Raw genomic sequence first — 12,132 nt, forward strand, 5'->3', positions numbered from 1 at the left:
GCGCTACGAAACGTCCGTCCCCATCCTTCACTCAGCCAACGCATCAGTGAGGAGGCGCGACGATCATGATCAGCACCCTGGAAATCGGTTTCGCCCTTTCCGTGCCGCTGCTCGTGTTCGCCTATGTCCTCGCTCAACCCAAGCCCAAACCGGTCCGCATCCGCGCTCGTGACGCTCAACAGCGTCGCGGCCCGCACGCCTGACGGTAGAGGCCTCTTCGACAATCTGACGCTCGCCTTCGGGCGAGAACGCACGGCCGTCGTGGGCCGCAACGGCGTGGGCAAGACCACGCTGCTGCGCCTTGTCGCCGGTCTGGCTGAGCCTGCCGAGGGCGCGGTCGCGCGTCCTGGAACGGTCGGCTGGCTGGCGCAGGCCCAGACTCCGGCTGATGACGAGACTGTGGCGGATACGCTGGGCGTGGCCGAGCCTCTGGCCGTCCTGCATCGCGTGCTGGCGGGGGATGGCTCGCTGGATGACATGGCCGAGGCGGACTGGACGCTGGAGGAGCGGATGCAGGCGGCTCTGGCCGAGGTCGGTCTGGCCGATCTGGCGCTGGATCGGCGCACGGCGGACTTGAGCGGCGGCGAACAGACGCGGCTGCGGCTGGCGGGCCTGAAGCTGGCCGCGCCGGACCTGCTGGTGCTGGACGAACCGACCAACCATCTGGACGCCGAGGCCCGCGCCATGATCGCCGATGTTGTGGCCGGATGGCCGGGCGGGGTGGTGTTGGTCAGCCACGACCGCGCCCTTCTGCGCCGCGTGGATCGCATCGTGGAGCTGTCCAGTCTGGGCGCGCGGGTGCATGGCGGCGGTTGGGATCTGTATGTCGAGCGCCGCGACGCCGAACGGGCCGCCGCCGAACGCGATCTGGAGCAGGCCGAGCGCGCCATCGGCCGCGTGCAGCGCGAAAATCAGGCGGCGCAGGAGCGTCAGGCTCGGCGCGACCGCGCGGGCAAATCGGCGCGCGCCAACAGCTCTGATCCGAAGATACTGCTCGACGCTCAGGCCCAGCGGGCCGAGGAGAGCGGCGCGCGCGGCCAGCGCCTGGCCGAGCGCAAGCGTCAGGCGGTCGAGGCGGAATTGGCCGAGGCGCGCGAGCGTGTCGAACGCGTACGCCAGATGGCCCTGGCCATGCCGTCGACGGGCCTGCCTGGCGGGCGCACGGTGCTGAACCTGAGTGATGCGGTCTCGACGGCCAATGACGGACCCCGCTTGCTGGGGCCGCTTTCGCTGCGTCTGACCGGGCCTGAGCGTGTCGCTGTGATCGGGCCCAACGGGGCGGGCAAGACGACGCTCCTGAAACTGATAGCCGGCTTGTCAGAGCCTTCGTCGGGGACGGTCGAGCGGCCGGTCCGCGCGGCTCTGCTGGATCAACAGGCGGCCATGCTGAAGTCCGACGAAACCCTGGTGGACGCCTGGCTGAGGTTGAACCCGCAGGGCTCGCCGAACGCCGCGCGGGCGGCTCTGGCGCGCTTTCTGTTCCGCAATGTGCAGGCGGACCGACGTGTAGGCGAACTGTCGGGCGGAGAGCGTCTGCGCGCGGCGCTGGCTTGCATCATGACGGGCGCGGAGCCGCCGCAGCTGCTGGTGCTGGACGAACCCACCAACCACCTGGATATCGATTCCGTCGAGGCGGTCGAGGCTGCCCTGTCAGGCTATGACGGCGCCTTGGTCGTGGTCAGCCACGACGCTGATTTTCTGGAAAATCTGGGCGTCAAACGGACGATCGTGCTGAAGAACGGTCAGCTCCAGCCCTCGACCACGCCCTGACGGCGGCCGCGGATCGCGGGGGTGTTCAGTGTAGTGCGCGGCTCGGCCTCGGCCCGACCGAACAGCCAGCCCTGGCCATGGGTGACGCCCAGATCGTGCAGGGCGTCGGCGACCTGATCCGTCTCGATCATCTCGGCGATGGTCTCCAGCTCCAGCGAGCCGCACAGCTCGACCAGATGGGCGACCAGGGTGCGGGTGCGGGCGTCGATGTCGATATCGCGCACCAGGGCGCCGTCGATCTTCACCGCATCCACCGACAGGCCGCGCAGATAGTCGAATGAGGCCGAACCTGCGCCGAAATCGTCGATGCAGACCTTGATCCCGGCGTTGCGCAGAGCGCCCAGGCGCCGGTCGGCGGCGGCCAGGTCGGCTAGGGCGGCGGTCTCCGTCACCTCGACCATCAGGCGACGTCGGTCGTCGGGCGCCGAGGCGGTCATCTTCAACAGGGCGGCGACATAGGCGTCGTTCGCCAGGGACGCGCCCGAGACGTTGACGGCGATCTTCAGCAGGCCGCCGCCCGGCTCGCGCAGGCGGCGCACCGCCTTCTCCGCCACGGCCAGGTCGAAGCCGTCGATCAGGGCCAGTTCCTCGGCCATGCGGATGGCGGCGGCTGGGCCGGATCCCTTGCCGAAGCGGGCCAGGGCTTCGAAATGGTGCACGGCCCGCGTCTTCAGGTCGACGATGGGCTGATAATAGAGGGCGAACTCGCGGTCGCGCACGATGCTGCGAAAACGGTCGGCGTCCTTCAGCGTGCGTTGCAGGGAATCTGCGAAGGACAGTTCGGGCTGATCCAGCCCGCCTTCCTTCAGGCAACCCTCGATGGCGAACCGCATGGCGCGCAGGGCCGAAGCCGCGTCGCCGCCCAGAGTGCTCTGCGTCGCGACGGCGGACAGGGCCAGACCCTCGGCCTGACCGGCCTTCTGCATTTCCGCCGCAAGGTCGCGCGTATCGTCCAGGTTGCGGATCAGGGCGTAGCGATCAGACGTCAGCTGACCCGCGCTGGCGCCGTCGTGCGAGGCGGCGTTCAGACATGCGCCGATGCGGCTGTGGACGCGTTCCAGCGTGGCGGGATCGACGCCCTGCAGGCCGTTCACGTCGATGAAGGCCAGCGCCAACCGCTGCAGGGCGCCGGCCTCGCCGCCGGCCAGACTGACGCGGGCATGATTGAGGAAGCCCTCGGCGTCTCTGGTCGGGGCGCCGGCGGGCAGGGGCGCGTCCTCGACGACGAAGGGCTCGCCTTCATAGGACAGGGCGCAGGATTGCGCCGGGGCGATGTCAGGCAGGGCGAAGGCGCGCAGGGTGGCCCGACGCATGCGGCCGTCGCCGCAGTCGACCAGGACTTCGGCAGCCGGGCTGCGCTGGCCTGGACGCAGCTCTGCCAGCAGGTTCTGAAGAACGGTTGCGCTGTTGATCGACAGGCGATCGCTGAGGGGATGGCCGACCCAGGCGGCCGTCTGCTGGCCCGCGACGGCGCCGGAACCTAGGGCGAAACGCACCACGCCGTGCTGATCGACTTCGATCAGGGCGTCGGCGGCGGCGAAGGCCAGGCCCAGGAGGCGCGGGGTCAGGTTCATGCCGAAGCCATAAGACGCAGGCTGTTAAGGAATAGCGACGGCTGGGGTCAGGCGGTGCGATTCAAGGCTACGGCCCGCCCGTCGCCCTGCATGGCCTGGCCCGAAGCGCCGTAGCCCACGCCCTGCGCGCGGGCGCCCGCCACCTCGGCCGCGATGGTGCGGACCAGACCTTCGGAAACCTGGCGCGCCGCTTCCACGGTGACGGCGTGTTCAGCCAGCACCGTTTCAAAGGCCTCGGTCGCCTCGATCAGGGCGCGGCGGTCAGCCTCCGGGGCGATGGCGATGGCGGCGGGATTGGCTTTCACCTGCGCCGACTCGCGACGATAGAGGTTGGCCATCTCCTGCGTCTGGGCCATGCCCTCGCTCAGATCCTGAGCGCGATGGGCGCGCAGAGCCTCCATTTCCAACGACAGTCGCTCGGTCAGATCGCGGGTCAGGCGCGTCAGATGCTGCACGCGCAGGGCGGCGGTTTCGACGTCGGCGGTCATGCGCCTTGCTCCTGCATCTTGATCATCTGGGCCAGAACGCTGTCGGCCAGGCCGACGCCGCCCGCCTTCACCGTCTGCTGGGCCATGGCGTCGACCAGGAAGCCGCGCCAGGCGGCTTCGCCCGCGCCGCCGCCGAAGGGCGCCTCGGTGCTCAGGCCCTCGAACATGGGCTTCATCATCTGCGACAGGAAGCTGGCCTCGAAGGCTTCGGCCGTGCGGCGCATGGCTTCGCGATCCTTTGAAGGAGATGCGTCGGCTGGAAGGTTGGCGCGCAACAGATCGGGGGAGACGGCGAGGGGGCTCATCAGATCACCTCGATTTCGGCTTGAAGGGCGCCGGCGGCCTTGATGGCCTGCAGGATGCTGATCATGTCGCGCGGGCTGACGCCCAGGGCGTTCAGGCCGTTGACCAGGGTGGACAAGGAGGTCGAGCCGCCCACGATCCGCATCTGACGGCCGGTCTCTTCGGAAATGCTGATGTCAGACTGGGGCACGACCACCGTCTGGCCGCCGCGGCTGAAGGGCTCGGGCTGGCTGACCAGGGGCGTCTCCTGCACCGAGACGGTCAGATTGCCCTGCGCGACGGCGACGGTGGAGATGCGCACGGCCTCGCCCATGACGATGACGCCGTTGACCTCGTCGATAATGACCTTGGCTGGGGAATCGATCTGGACCGGCAGGTTCTCGACCCGGCTGAGGAAGCCGGCCATGCCGAAGTTCTGGGGCGCGCGGATGGCGACCACGGTGCCGTTCTCGGCGAAGGCGGTCTGGGGGTAGGTCTGGTTGATGGCGGCGGCGATGCGCTGGGCCGTGGTGAAATCCGGATTGCGCAGGTTCAGGCGCACCACCGGCATGGAGCCGAGGTCGAATCCGGTCTCGCGCTCGACCACGCCGCCCGAGGCGATGCGGCCCGCCGTGGGAACGCCGCGGGTGATCGAGGAGCCGGAGCCGCCCGAGGCCGAAACGGCGCCGGTCTGAACCGAGCCTTGCGACACGGCGTAGATTTCACCGTCAGCGCCCTGCAGAGCCGTGACCAGCAGCGTGCCGCCCAGCAGGCTCTTGGCGTCGCCCATGGCCGAAACGCTGACGTCCAGCCGTGAGCCGGGCGTGGCGAAGGGCGGCAGCTCGGCCGTGACCATGACGGCGGCCACGTTCTTGGTGTTCAGGTTGGCGCCGCGGATGTTGACGCCCTGGCGCTCCATCATCCCCTCCAGCGACTGGCGGGTGAAGGGCGAGTTGCGGACGCTGTCGCCGGTGCCGTTCAGGCCGACCACCAAGCCGTAGCCGACCAGCTGGTTCGAGCGGACGCCCTCGATGGAGACGATGTCCTTGATGCGCGACTGGGCCTCAGCCACGCCCGGCTGGGCGGCGAGAACCAGGGCCGCGATGGCCGGGCCGATAAGGGCGGTAAGCAACTTCTGCATACGACAGACGTCCCTGCGTGAGCGTTCATCATTAACCATGCGAGGATCGTGCCGGAGAAAAATGCGAGTAAATTCAACATTGATCGATTTTCGACCCGGCGCCTGACGGCAGGTTTTGCCGGGCTGTTAACCAAGGCTTCAGCCCCTGAGTGCAGGGTGCAAAACGTAGAAGGAGACGTCTTGCATGAAGGTCACTGGACCCTTGGGCGCCGCTTCGACGCCGGCTGCGCGACCCGCTGCGCGTGGCGCGGGCGGTTTCGCCCTGCCGACGACCGGAGGCGCGGTCTCTGCGGCTCAGGCCGGCGCGACCTCATCCGCGTCAGGCGTCGCGAGCGCTGCTGCTCTGATGGCGTTGCAGGGCGTGGAAGACCCGATGGAGCGCCGCCGTCGCGCCATTCGCCGGGGCTCGGGCCTGCTGGATCGACTGGACGAGCTGAAGCTGGCGCTGTTGGGCGGTCAGGACGGAGCGGCAGCCCTTGGGCGTTTGGCCCGCGACCTGCGCGAAGAGCGCGATGCAGAGGCTGAGCCGGGCCTGAAGGCTGTGCTGGATCAGATCGATCTGCGCGCTTCGGTAGAATTGGCGAAAGCGGAAATGAGTCGATCGCGCTCCTGAAGGCGTTGAAACTTCGGCTGAACCCCGGATTTCCGGGGCTTTGTGAGGATAATTCGTCACACTGCCTCTACGGAAGCGCAGCTTAGCCATATCACGGACTCGCGAGCGCCATTGCCGCGACTCTTGCGCTTGCCTATACGGCCCATGCGCCGCAGGGGGGCGCGATAGAGAACGAGTGTGAGTGCGATGACCGCATTGGCCTCTGTAGTGTCCGGGGATACGGCTGTTTATCGGCCGACCGACGACGAACCGTTCATGAACGAACGGCAGGTCGCCTATTTCAAGAACAAGCTTTTGTCCTGGAAAGACGACATTCTTCGCGAGTCGAAGGGCACTGTCACCAATCTGAAAGCCGAGACCGAGAACCATCCTGACTTGGTGGATCGGGCCTCATCGGAATCCGATCGCGCGCTGGAGCTTCGGACTCGCGACCGGCAACGCAAGCTGATCTCGAAGATCGATGATGCGCTGCGCCGGATCGAGGACGGCACCTACGGCTACTGTGAGGATACCGGCGAGCCGATCGGGCTGGGTCGTCTGGAGGCTCGCCCGACGGCGACCTTGTCGGTGGAGGCTCAGGAGCGGCACGAACGTCGTGAGCGGGTCCACCGCGACGACTGAAGCGATGCAAACTTTCGTCAAATGACGAAAAGTTCGGGTTTGCTCCAAGCTTGAGCCATTTTGCGCTGCGATAGGCGCTGCGACGGCGTTGATCTGCCGTCGTTGCTCTTAATTTATGCAAGGATGTTTCATGACCCGTACGTTCGCCTCTCTTCCGGCTGTCGCTTTGTTGGCGCTTGGGGCCTGCGCTCAGACATCTGCTGTCGACCCCACGCGTCCTGCGGGCCTGGGCGGCGTCGTAGAGAAGGTTGTCTACGTGGCCTCTGAAGTGCGCCCATGCACGGCGGGCGTGGCGCGGACGACCTGCCTGCAGGTGCGTGAGACCGAGAGCGCGCCCTGGGAGCTGCACTATTTCGGTTACGAAGGCTTCGAGCATAAGCCGGGCGTGGAATACCGCCTGCGCGTTCGCGGTACGCCGGTCGCCAATCCCCCGGCCGACGCGTCTTCGATCCGCTGGTCGCTGATCGAAATCCTAGACCAGAAGCCCGCTCAGTCCTGATCAGGTTTCCGCACGCGCCTCTCTTGACTTCGAGGGGGCCGTGATCGACCTAGACCCTTATCGGAACGGCGTCGCGCCTGCACAGGTGCGACGCCTTTTCGACGTTTTCAGAGACTGGACGCTCTGCCCGGATCATCATGGTTCGCGGCGGGCCGCCCGGCCGCCTTCGCTTTCAGGCTCGCAGGATCCTCATGTCCGTCAAGGTTCGTTTCGCTCCGTCTCCCACGGGTAAGCTGCACGTCGGCAATGTCCGCACGGCTCTGGTGAACTGGCTGTTCGCCAAGGGGCAGGGCGGCGCCTTCGTGCTGCGCATCGACGACACTGACCTGGTCCGTTCGACGCAGGAGTCGGAAGACAACATCGAGATCGACCTGAAGTGGCTCGGCCTGACCTGGGACGAGCGCTACAACCAGTCCAAGCGGTTCGACCGTTATGAAGAGGCCGCCGCCCGCTTGAAGGCCGATGGCCGCCTCTACCCCTGCTATGAGACGGCCGATGAACTGGACCGCCGCCGCAAGGTGCAGCTGTCGCGCGGCCTGCCGCCCATCTATGACCGCGCCGCCTTGTCGCTAACAGATGCTGAAAAGGCCGCGCTAGAGGCCGAGGGCCGCCGTCCGCACTGGCGCTTCAAGCTGGAAGGCAAGCGCGTCGCCTGGGAAGACCTGGCGCGTGGTCACGCCGAGGTGGACACCGCCTCCATGTCCGACCCGGTGCTTATCCGCGAGGACGGCCTGTTCCTCTATACGCTGCCGTCGGTCGTCGACGACATCGACATGGAGATCACCCACATCATCCGAGGCGAGGACCACGTCACCAACACCGGCGCCCAGATCGAGATCTTCGAGGCGCTGGGGGCCAGGGTTCCCGGATTCGCTCACATGCCGCTGCTGGTCGGCGCTGACGGCACGGCCCTGTCCAAGCGTCTGGGCTCGCTGGCCATCATGGACATGCGCGCCGATGGCTATGAGCCGATCGCCATCACCAGCCATCTGGGCAAGATCGGCACTTCGGACAATCTGGAGGTCGCCGCTTCGCTGCAGGAACTGGGCGAGGCCTTCGCCTTCTCCAAGATGGGGCGTTCGCCCGCCCGCTATGACACGGCCGATCTGGATCGCCTGAACGCCCAGGCGGTGCACGCCATCGACTACGCCGCCGCCAAGCCGCGCCTGGAAGCCCTGGGCGTCGATCTGGGCGAGGCCTTCTGGAACACGGTGAAGGGCAACCTCAGCAAGTTCGGCGATGTTGTTGAGATGGCGAAGGTCGTCACGGGACCGGTGACGCCGGTGATCGAGGACGCCGCCTTCGCCGCCGCTGCTCTGGAACTGCTGCCCGAAACCATCGACGCCGACGCCTGGTCGGCCTGGACCTCGGCGGTGAAGGACAAGACCGGCGCCAAGGGCAAGGGTCTGTTCATGCCGCTCCGTCTGATTCTGACGGGCCAGGCGCATGGACCGGACATGGCGGCCATGATCCCGCTGATCGGGCGCGAACGCATGATCGAGCGCCTGAAGGGCGAAACCGCCTGACGGTCCGTCCAACGGATACAAGAAAGGCCGCCTTCGTCGTGAAGGCGGCCTTTTTTCGTTCAGGGTTGAAGCTGGATCAGCCCGCGTTGCAGGCGGCGATCTCTTCTGCGCTCAGGGCCTGGCCCTTGTAGGAGAAGCTGGTCACCGGACCCAGCTTGGCGACCACGCGGCGGCACGCGCGCGTCGCGGGCTGGTTGGAGCCGCCGGTGGCGGTGCAGGCGTCGCCTTCGCAGCGCCAGGTGGCGCCGTCGACGATCACACGGCCGGTCGGGGCCTTGGCGGCGTCAGCCAGGGTGGCGCTGGTGGCCGGGGCCTGGGCGAGGGCAGGGGCGGCCGCGAACAGGGCGACGGCGGCGAGAAGAGCACGCATGAACAGTCTCCGATAAGGGTGGGGCGCACGCCCAGCATCGCCATAGGCCGTTTTTTAAGAAAACTGTCAATCCAGCTTCTCGCCTGACGGACCGGCGTTACTGACGCACGTTTACTTACCGACGATCATGTTGCAAGTGGGGCGTGTCCTGAGCTGATTTCATGGCTTCGATCGCGCCCTCGACCGAATCGACGCTGACATAGGCCTCCAGGAAGCTGGCCGGCGTCATGCCCTTTTCGACCGTATGTTCGATCAGGGTGAAGAAGCCGTCCCAGAAACCGTCCAGATTCAGGAAGATGACGGGTTTGGCGTGCAGGTCCAGCCGCTTCCACGACAGCAGCTCCACGACCTCTTCCAGCGTGCCGACGCCGCCGGGCGCGACGACGAAGACGTCGGATTCGTCGTACATCAGCTGCTTGCGCTCGTGCATGGAGGTGACGACGATCGTCTCCACATCGTCGAACAGGCGTTCACGGCTGCGCAGGAAGGCGGGCATGATGCCGACGACGCGGCCGCCGGCTTCATGCGCTGCGCGAGCCGAAGCGCCCATCAGGCCCACGCCGCCGCCGCCATAGACGAAGCGCCAACCCGCCTCGGCTACAGCCTTGCCGAACTCCGCGGCCGCCTGGATGTAGCGCGGGTCGGTCCCGTCGGAAGAGCCGCAGAACAGGCAGACGGATTGGCCCTCGAACGGGGCGATGTTGACGGAGGGCAGGGACATGGAACCTTTGGTGACCTCGGGCGGCAAGTGAAGACAGGCGGGGAGCGCCAAGCGGGCCGGGTTGAAGGGGCTGGGCCAAGCGAACGGAGCCGTCTATCTGGACACACAGCCTTATAGCGATGCGGGACAGGATGGAACGAAGGATCGGCCTGCGACTGAGTTTGAGCCTGGCGCTGGGATTGGCGACGGCGCTTTCGGCGTGCGGCGCTCCCAAGAGCGATGCGGAAGCCGATACGGCCGAAGTGCAGGACGGCGACTGGATGGCGACGCCGCGCATCACCAGCGTGTTGTCCCAGGCGTCTGGAGGCGTCTTGGTGCGAGGAGAAGCCGCGCCTGGCGCGCGCGTGATCCTCAGCGGCGCTGATGGTTCTGCTGTGGCCGCCGCCGCGGATGCGCAGGGGCGATTCGAGCTGCATGTCGGTCCTGCCGCGGTCGGGCAGATTCTGACGCCTGAGATCCAGATCGGGCAGGCGACGACGCCGGGACCGCAACGTCTGCTGGTGGTCGGGGAAGGCGGGCGTCTGGCCGCCTTGTTGACCGACGGCGGCGCCAGCCTGCGCCTGACGCCAGGACCGACCTTGGACGCCTTGGACGGCGACGGTCGCGGTCTGATCGCCTCGGGCCGCGCTGACCCTGGCCGAAAAGTCGCGGTCCAAGCCGGAGGAGGAACGGCCCAGGGCGTGGCGGATTCGCATGGTCGTTGGAGCGTTGTCGTTCCTGCTGTGGGAGATCGCGCGAGCGATATCGAGGTAGAGGGGCGGATATTCCGCTATCCGGGCCCTGGCGCGTCCCCTGATCGGGTTGAGCGAGCAGGAGAAGGGTGGCGGGTCACACGCCAGTTGTCAGGCGCTGCGCGCCAGACGACCTGGTTTCCTGATGCAGGCGCATGAATTTCAGGCCTGATCGTCGTTAATGCGGCATTAACCAAACCGGTTGATCAAGGGGCAGTCTTCTTTCTTCGAGGACACCCACCATCACCAAACGACTTTCGGCCCGATGCTCATTGCGTCGGGCTTTCTTTTGATCTCACGTGCGTGGATGCATGGTGAGGAAGGCAGGCAGCAAGCTGGCCACGACGCGGCGGCTGGCATCGTCCGATTGACCCAGCATCTCCCGTAAAGGGTCGCCGATCATCGCTTCGCCGAATGCGCTGAGCGCAATGAAGAGAACGGCCGAGCCGATGATCTCGTCTGATCGATCGCCGCCCAGGCCGATCTTTTCCTGGATGGCGACAACCAAATTCTGAACGGCCTCTCGAACGGGTTCGAGATGGGACAGGTCTCCAGACAATGCGATCCAGGCCGCCAGTCGGCCTGCGCCGCCGGTCGAAAAGGCGTCGAAGACGGCGTTGATGAGCTCCAATGGAGCGCCTTCGTCTGTCCGAAGCCTGGCGACTGCGGCGTCCAAGGCGTCGTTGAGATCGGCGACCATTGAGCCCATGAGCGCCGACTGCAGTCCGGCGGCTGAGCCGAAATGGTGGATCAGATTGGCGTGGGTGACGCCTATTTCTCCCGCGACCGCAGCCAGGGTCACGGCGTTCGGTCCGCCGGAGAGCAGGAGGTCGCGCGCTGACGCCAAGGCTTCGCGGCGGGCTTCCTCGGGCGATCGCCGTCTGCGGCGCGGCTTATCAGCGATTTTAATTGACATTTATGTAAATGACATCCATGTAGGTAACGTGTCTTACGAGTCGTCCAAGGAGACTGCAAGCCATGGTCGCGACGGCGCTTGATGATAGTGGAGCCATAACGGGCTTTCGCGAAGCCTCTCGTACGCTGAAACGTAGAGTTCAGCCCGTTCGTGCAGCGCGCGCGATACGTCGGCTGGTGGCGGACAAGGATGACACCGAACAGGTGTTCGAGATCATGAACGCCTTGGCGGGACGTTCTGTGGACTGGGGCTATGCGAAGTTGCTGAACTCCTCCGAAGGCGGCGTTCAGGCGTATCGCCGTTTGGAATTGGCGGACCGACTGCAGGATCGGGAGTGGTTGAAGACCATGCCGGCAGGCAGCGTCGGGGCGGCCTATCTAGATTTCATCGTCTCGCAGGATTTCTCCGCTTATGGCCTCGCTGAAGAAAGCCGCAAGGTGACGGACAGCGAGATCGAAGCCGCGCATCCGCGCGCCTGGTACGGGCGACGCCTGCGAGACGTGCACGACATCTGGCACGTGTTGACGGGCTATCACACCGACGCTCTGGGCGAAGCCTGCGTTGTGGCCTTTTCTCTGCCGCAGACGCGGAGCTCCGGCTTTGGCCTGATCGCGGCGGCGATCGCTGTGCAGTTCGCGCGAGCGCGCACCGGCTATCCATGCGCCCGGGCGGTGTTTCAGGCCTGGCGCGACGGGCGCCGTGCGGCCTGGCTTCCGGGACAGGACTACGAAGCCTTGCTCGCAGAACCGTTGGATCAGGCGCGGCTTCGCCTGCGTATTCGCAGGCCGGACGTCTACGAACGCGTGCCTGCGGCGGTTCGAAACGCCTACCTGGGCGGCAAGGGCTGAGGCGCGAGCGAGGGAGCGCGGGCGGGGCGGCC

General features: G+C 66.5%; 15 protein-coding genes. 8 read left to right on the forward strand and 7 right to left on the reverse strand.

What is annotated here, in order from left to right; translation table 11 throughout:
• Nucleotides 1–65 precede the first annotated feature (65 nt).
• Together ACU5AP_RS12990 and ACU5AP_RS12995 are read left to right on the forward strand one after the other, a co-directional pair.
• Nucleotides 66–203: a hypothetical protein gene (locus ACU5AP_RS12990; protein ID WP_003165247.1), complete on the forward strand. Its 138-nt coding sequence runs from the start codon at nucleotides 66–68 to the stop codon at nucleotides 201–203.
• Nucleotides 169–1,770, forward strand: coding sequence for an ABC-F family ATP-binding cassette domain-containing protein (locus tag ACU5AP_RS12995; RefSeq protein ID WP_446681332.1), 1,602 nt, complete (start codon nucleotides 169–171; stop codon nucleotides 1,768–1,770). Before ACU5AP_RS12990 ends, ACU5AP_RS12995 begins: the two co-directional genes overlap by 35 nt.
• Here ACU5AP_RS12995 and ACU5AP_RS13000 read toward each other — a convergent pair.
• From ACU5AP_RS13000 to ACU5AP_RS13015, 4 genes are all read right to left on the reverse strand, one after another.
• Entirely contained in the window at nucleotides 1,743–3,344 is a 1,602-nt protein-coding gene (locus ACU5AP_RS13000) for an EAL domain-containing protein (protein ID WP_040345591.1), read from the reverse strand. The genes ACU5AP_RS12995 and ACU5AP_RS13000 overlap by 28 nt on opposite strands.
• A 47-nt stretch (nucleotides 3,345–3,391) precedes the next feature.
• Nucleotides 3,392–3,832 carry a hypothetical protein gene (locus ACU5AP_RS13005; protein WP_003165245.1) on the reverse strand — a complete coding sequence of 147 codons (441 nt, stop codon included), beginning with the start codon at nucleotides 3,830–3,832 and terminating at the stop codon, nucleotides 3,392–3,394.
• Nucleotides 3,829–4,056: a rod-binding protein gene (locus ACU5AP_RS13010; protein WP_232463989.1), complete on the reverse strand. Its 228-nt coding sequence runs from the start codon at nucleotides 4,054–4,056 to the stop codon at nucleotides 3,829–3,831. Before ACU5AP_RS13010 ends, ACU5AP_RS13005 begins: the two co-directional genes overlap by 4 nt.
• A gap of 80 nt (nucleotides 4,057–4,136) precedes the next feature.
• Complete coding sequence (locus ACU5AP_RS13015) at nucleotides 4,137–5,255, reverse strand: flagellar basal body P-ring protein FlgI (RefSeq protein WP_040345589.1); 1,119 nt, start codon at nucleotides 5,253–5,255, stop codon at nucleotides 4,137–4,139.
• A 184-nt stretch (nucleotides 5,256–5,439) separates the two neighbouring features.
• On the opposite strand from ACU5AP_RS13015, the gene ACU5AP_RS13020 reads away from it, so the two are divergent.
• From ACU5AP_RS13020 to gltX, 4 genes are all read left to right on the forward strand, one after another.
• The gene (locus ACU5AP_RS13020) at nucleotides 5,440–5,868 is read left to right on the forward strand and encodes a flagellar assembly protein FliX (protein ID WP_128720157.1); all 429 of its coding nucleotides are present in this window, start codon (nucleotides 5,440–5,442) and stop codon (nucleotides 5,866–5,868) included.
• A gap of 186 nt (nucleotides 5,869–6,054) precedes the next feature.
• Nucleotides 6,055–6,489 (forward strand): RNA polymerase-binding protein DksA, encoded by a 435-nt coding sequence (gene dksA, locus ACU5AP_RS13025; protein ID WP_076222624.1) that lies wholly within the window; start codon nucleotides 6,055–6,057, stop codon nucleotides 6,487–6,489.
• A 130-nt stretch (nucleotides 6,490–6,619) separates the two neighbouring features.
• Nucleotides 6,620–6,988 (forward strand): DUF4377 domain-containing protein, encoded by a 369-nt coding sequence (locus ACU5AP_RS13030; protein ID WP_252865534.1) that lies wholly within the window; start codon nucleotides 6,620–6,622, stop codon nucleotides 6,986–6,988.
• 191 nt (nucleotides 6,989–7,179) lie between these two features.
• Complete coding sequence (gltX, locus tag ACU5AP_RS13035; RefSeq protein WP_128720155.1) at nucleotides 7,180–8,514, forward strand: glutamate--tRNA ligase; 1,335 nt, start codon at nucleotides 7,180–7,182, stop codon at nucleotides 8,512–8,514.
• 76 nt (nucleotides 8,515–8,590) lie between these two features.
• Here the strand turns inward: gltX and ACU5AP_RS13040 are convergent, their stop codons facing one another.
• A complete protein-coding gene (locus ACU5AP_RS13040; RefSeq protein WP_128720154.1) occupies nucleotides 8,591–8,884 on the reverse strand; it encodes a CC_3452 family protein in 294 nt (97 codons plus the stop codon).
• 115 nt (nucleotides 8,885–8,999) lie between these two features.
• Nucleotides 9,000–9,605 (reverse strand): LOG family protein, encoded by a 606-nt coding sequence (locus ACU5AP_RS13045; protein WP_076222622.1) that lies wholly within the window; start codon nucleotides 9,603–9,605, stop codon nucleotides 9,000–9,002.
• 131 nt (nucleotides 9,606–9,736) lie between these two features.
• Here ACU5AP_RS13045 and ACU5AP_RS13050 point away from each other — a divergent pair, with 131 nt between their 5' ends.
• Nucleotides 9,737–10,495, forward strand: coding sequence for a hypothetical protein (locus ACU5AP_RS13050; protein WP_128720153.1), 759 nt, complete (start codon nucleotides 9,737–9,739; stop codon nucleotides 10,493–10,495).
• Nucleotides 10,496–10,631: 136 nt separating this feature from the next.
• On the opposite strand, the gene ACU5AP_RS13055 is transcribed toward ACU5AP_RS13050, so the two are convergent.
• Nucleotides 10,632–11,252, reverse strand: a complete 621-nt coding sequence (locus tag ACU5AP_RS13055) for a TetR/AcrR family transcriptional regulator (RefSeq protein ID WP_128720152.1) — start codon at nucleotides 11,250–11,252, stop codon at nucleotides 10,632–10,634.
• A 62-nt stretch (nucleotides 11,253–11,314) separates the two neighbouring features.
• Here ACU5AP_RS13055 and ACU5AP_RS13060 point away from each other — a divergent pair, with 62 nt between their 5' ends.
• Nucleotides 11,315–12,100 carry a Coq4 family protein gene (locus tag ACU5AP_RS13060; RefSeq protein WP_052748087.1) on the forward strand — a complete coding sequence of 262 codons (786 nt, stop codon included), beginning with the start codon at nucleotides 11,315–11,317 and terminating at the stop codon, nucleotides 12,098–12,100.
• Nucleotides 12,101–12,132: the final 32 nt, after the last annotated feature.

It is taken from the genome of Brevundimonas sp. RM1 (assembly GCF_052907225.1).

Bases quoted from the DNA above. Each gene is read 5' to 3' on its own strand.
- ACU5AP_RS12990 (WP_003165247.1), top strand. From the start codon at position 66: ATGATCAGCACCCTGGAAATCGGTTTCGCCCTTTCCGTGCCGCTGCTC.
- ACU5AP_RS13000 (WP_040345591.1), bottom strand. From the start codon at position 3,344: ATGAACCTGACCCCGCGCCTCCTGGGCCTGGCCTTCGCCGCCGCCGAC.
- ACU5AP_RS13005 (WP_003165245.1), bottom strand. From the start codon at position 3,832: ATGACCGCCGACGTCGAAACCGCCGCCCTGCGCGTGCAGCATCTGACG.
- ACU5AP_RS13010 (WP_232463989.1), bottom strand. From the start codon at position 4,056: ATGCGCCGCACGGCCGAAGCCTTCGAGGCCAGCTTCCTGTCGCAGATG.
- ACU5AP_RS13015 (WP_040345589.1), bottom strand. From the start codon at position 5,255: ATGCAGAAGTTGCTTACCGCCCTTATCGGCCCGGCCATCGCGGCCCTG.
- ACU5AP_RS13020 (WP_128720157.1), top strand. From the start codon at position 5,440: ATGAAGGTCACTGGACCCTTGGGCGCCGCTTCGACGCCGGCTGCGCGA.
- dksA (WP_076222624.1), top strand. From the start codon at position 6,055: ATGACCGCATTGGCCTCTGTAGTGTCCGGGGATACGGCTGTTTATCGG.
- ACU5AP_RS13030 (WP_252865534.1), top strand. From the start codon at position 6,620: ATGACCCGTACGTTCGCCTCTCTTCCGGCTGTCGCTTTGTTGGCGCTT.
- gltX (WP_128720155.1), top strand. From the start codon at position 7,180: ATGTCCGTCAAGGTTCGTTTCGCTCCGTCTCCCACGGGTAAGCTGCAC.
- ACU5AP_RS13040 (WP_128720154.1), bottom strand. From the start codon at position 8,884: ATGCGTGCTCTTCTCGCCGCCGTCGCCCTGTTCGCGGCCGCCCCTGCC.
- ACU5AP_RS13045 (WP_076222622.1), bottom strand. From the start codon at position 9,605: ATGTCCCTGCCCTCCGTCAACATCGCCCCGTTCGAGGGCCAATCCGTC.
- ACU5AP_RS13050 (WP_128720153.1), top strand. From the start codon at position 9,737: ATGGAACGAAGGATCGGCCTGCGACTGAGTTTGAGCCTGGCGCTGGGA.
- ACU5AP_RS13055 (WP_128720152.1), bottom strand. From the start codon at position 11,252: ATGTCAATTAAAATCGCTGATAAGCCGCGCCGCAGACGGCGATCGCCC.
- ACU5AP_RS13060 (WP_052748087.1), top strand. From the start codon at position 11,315: ATGGTCGCGACGGCGCTTGATGATAGTGGAGCCATAACGGGCTTTCGC.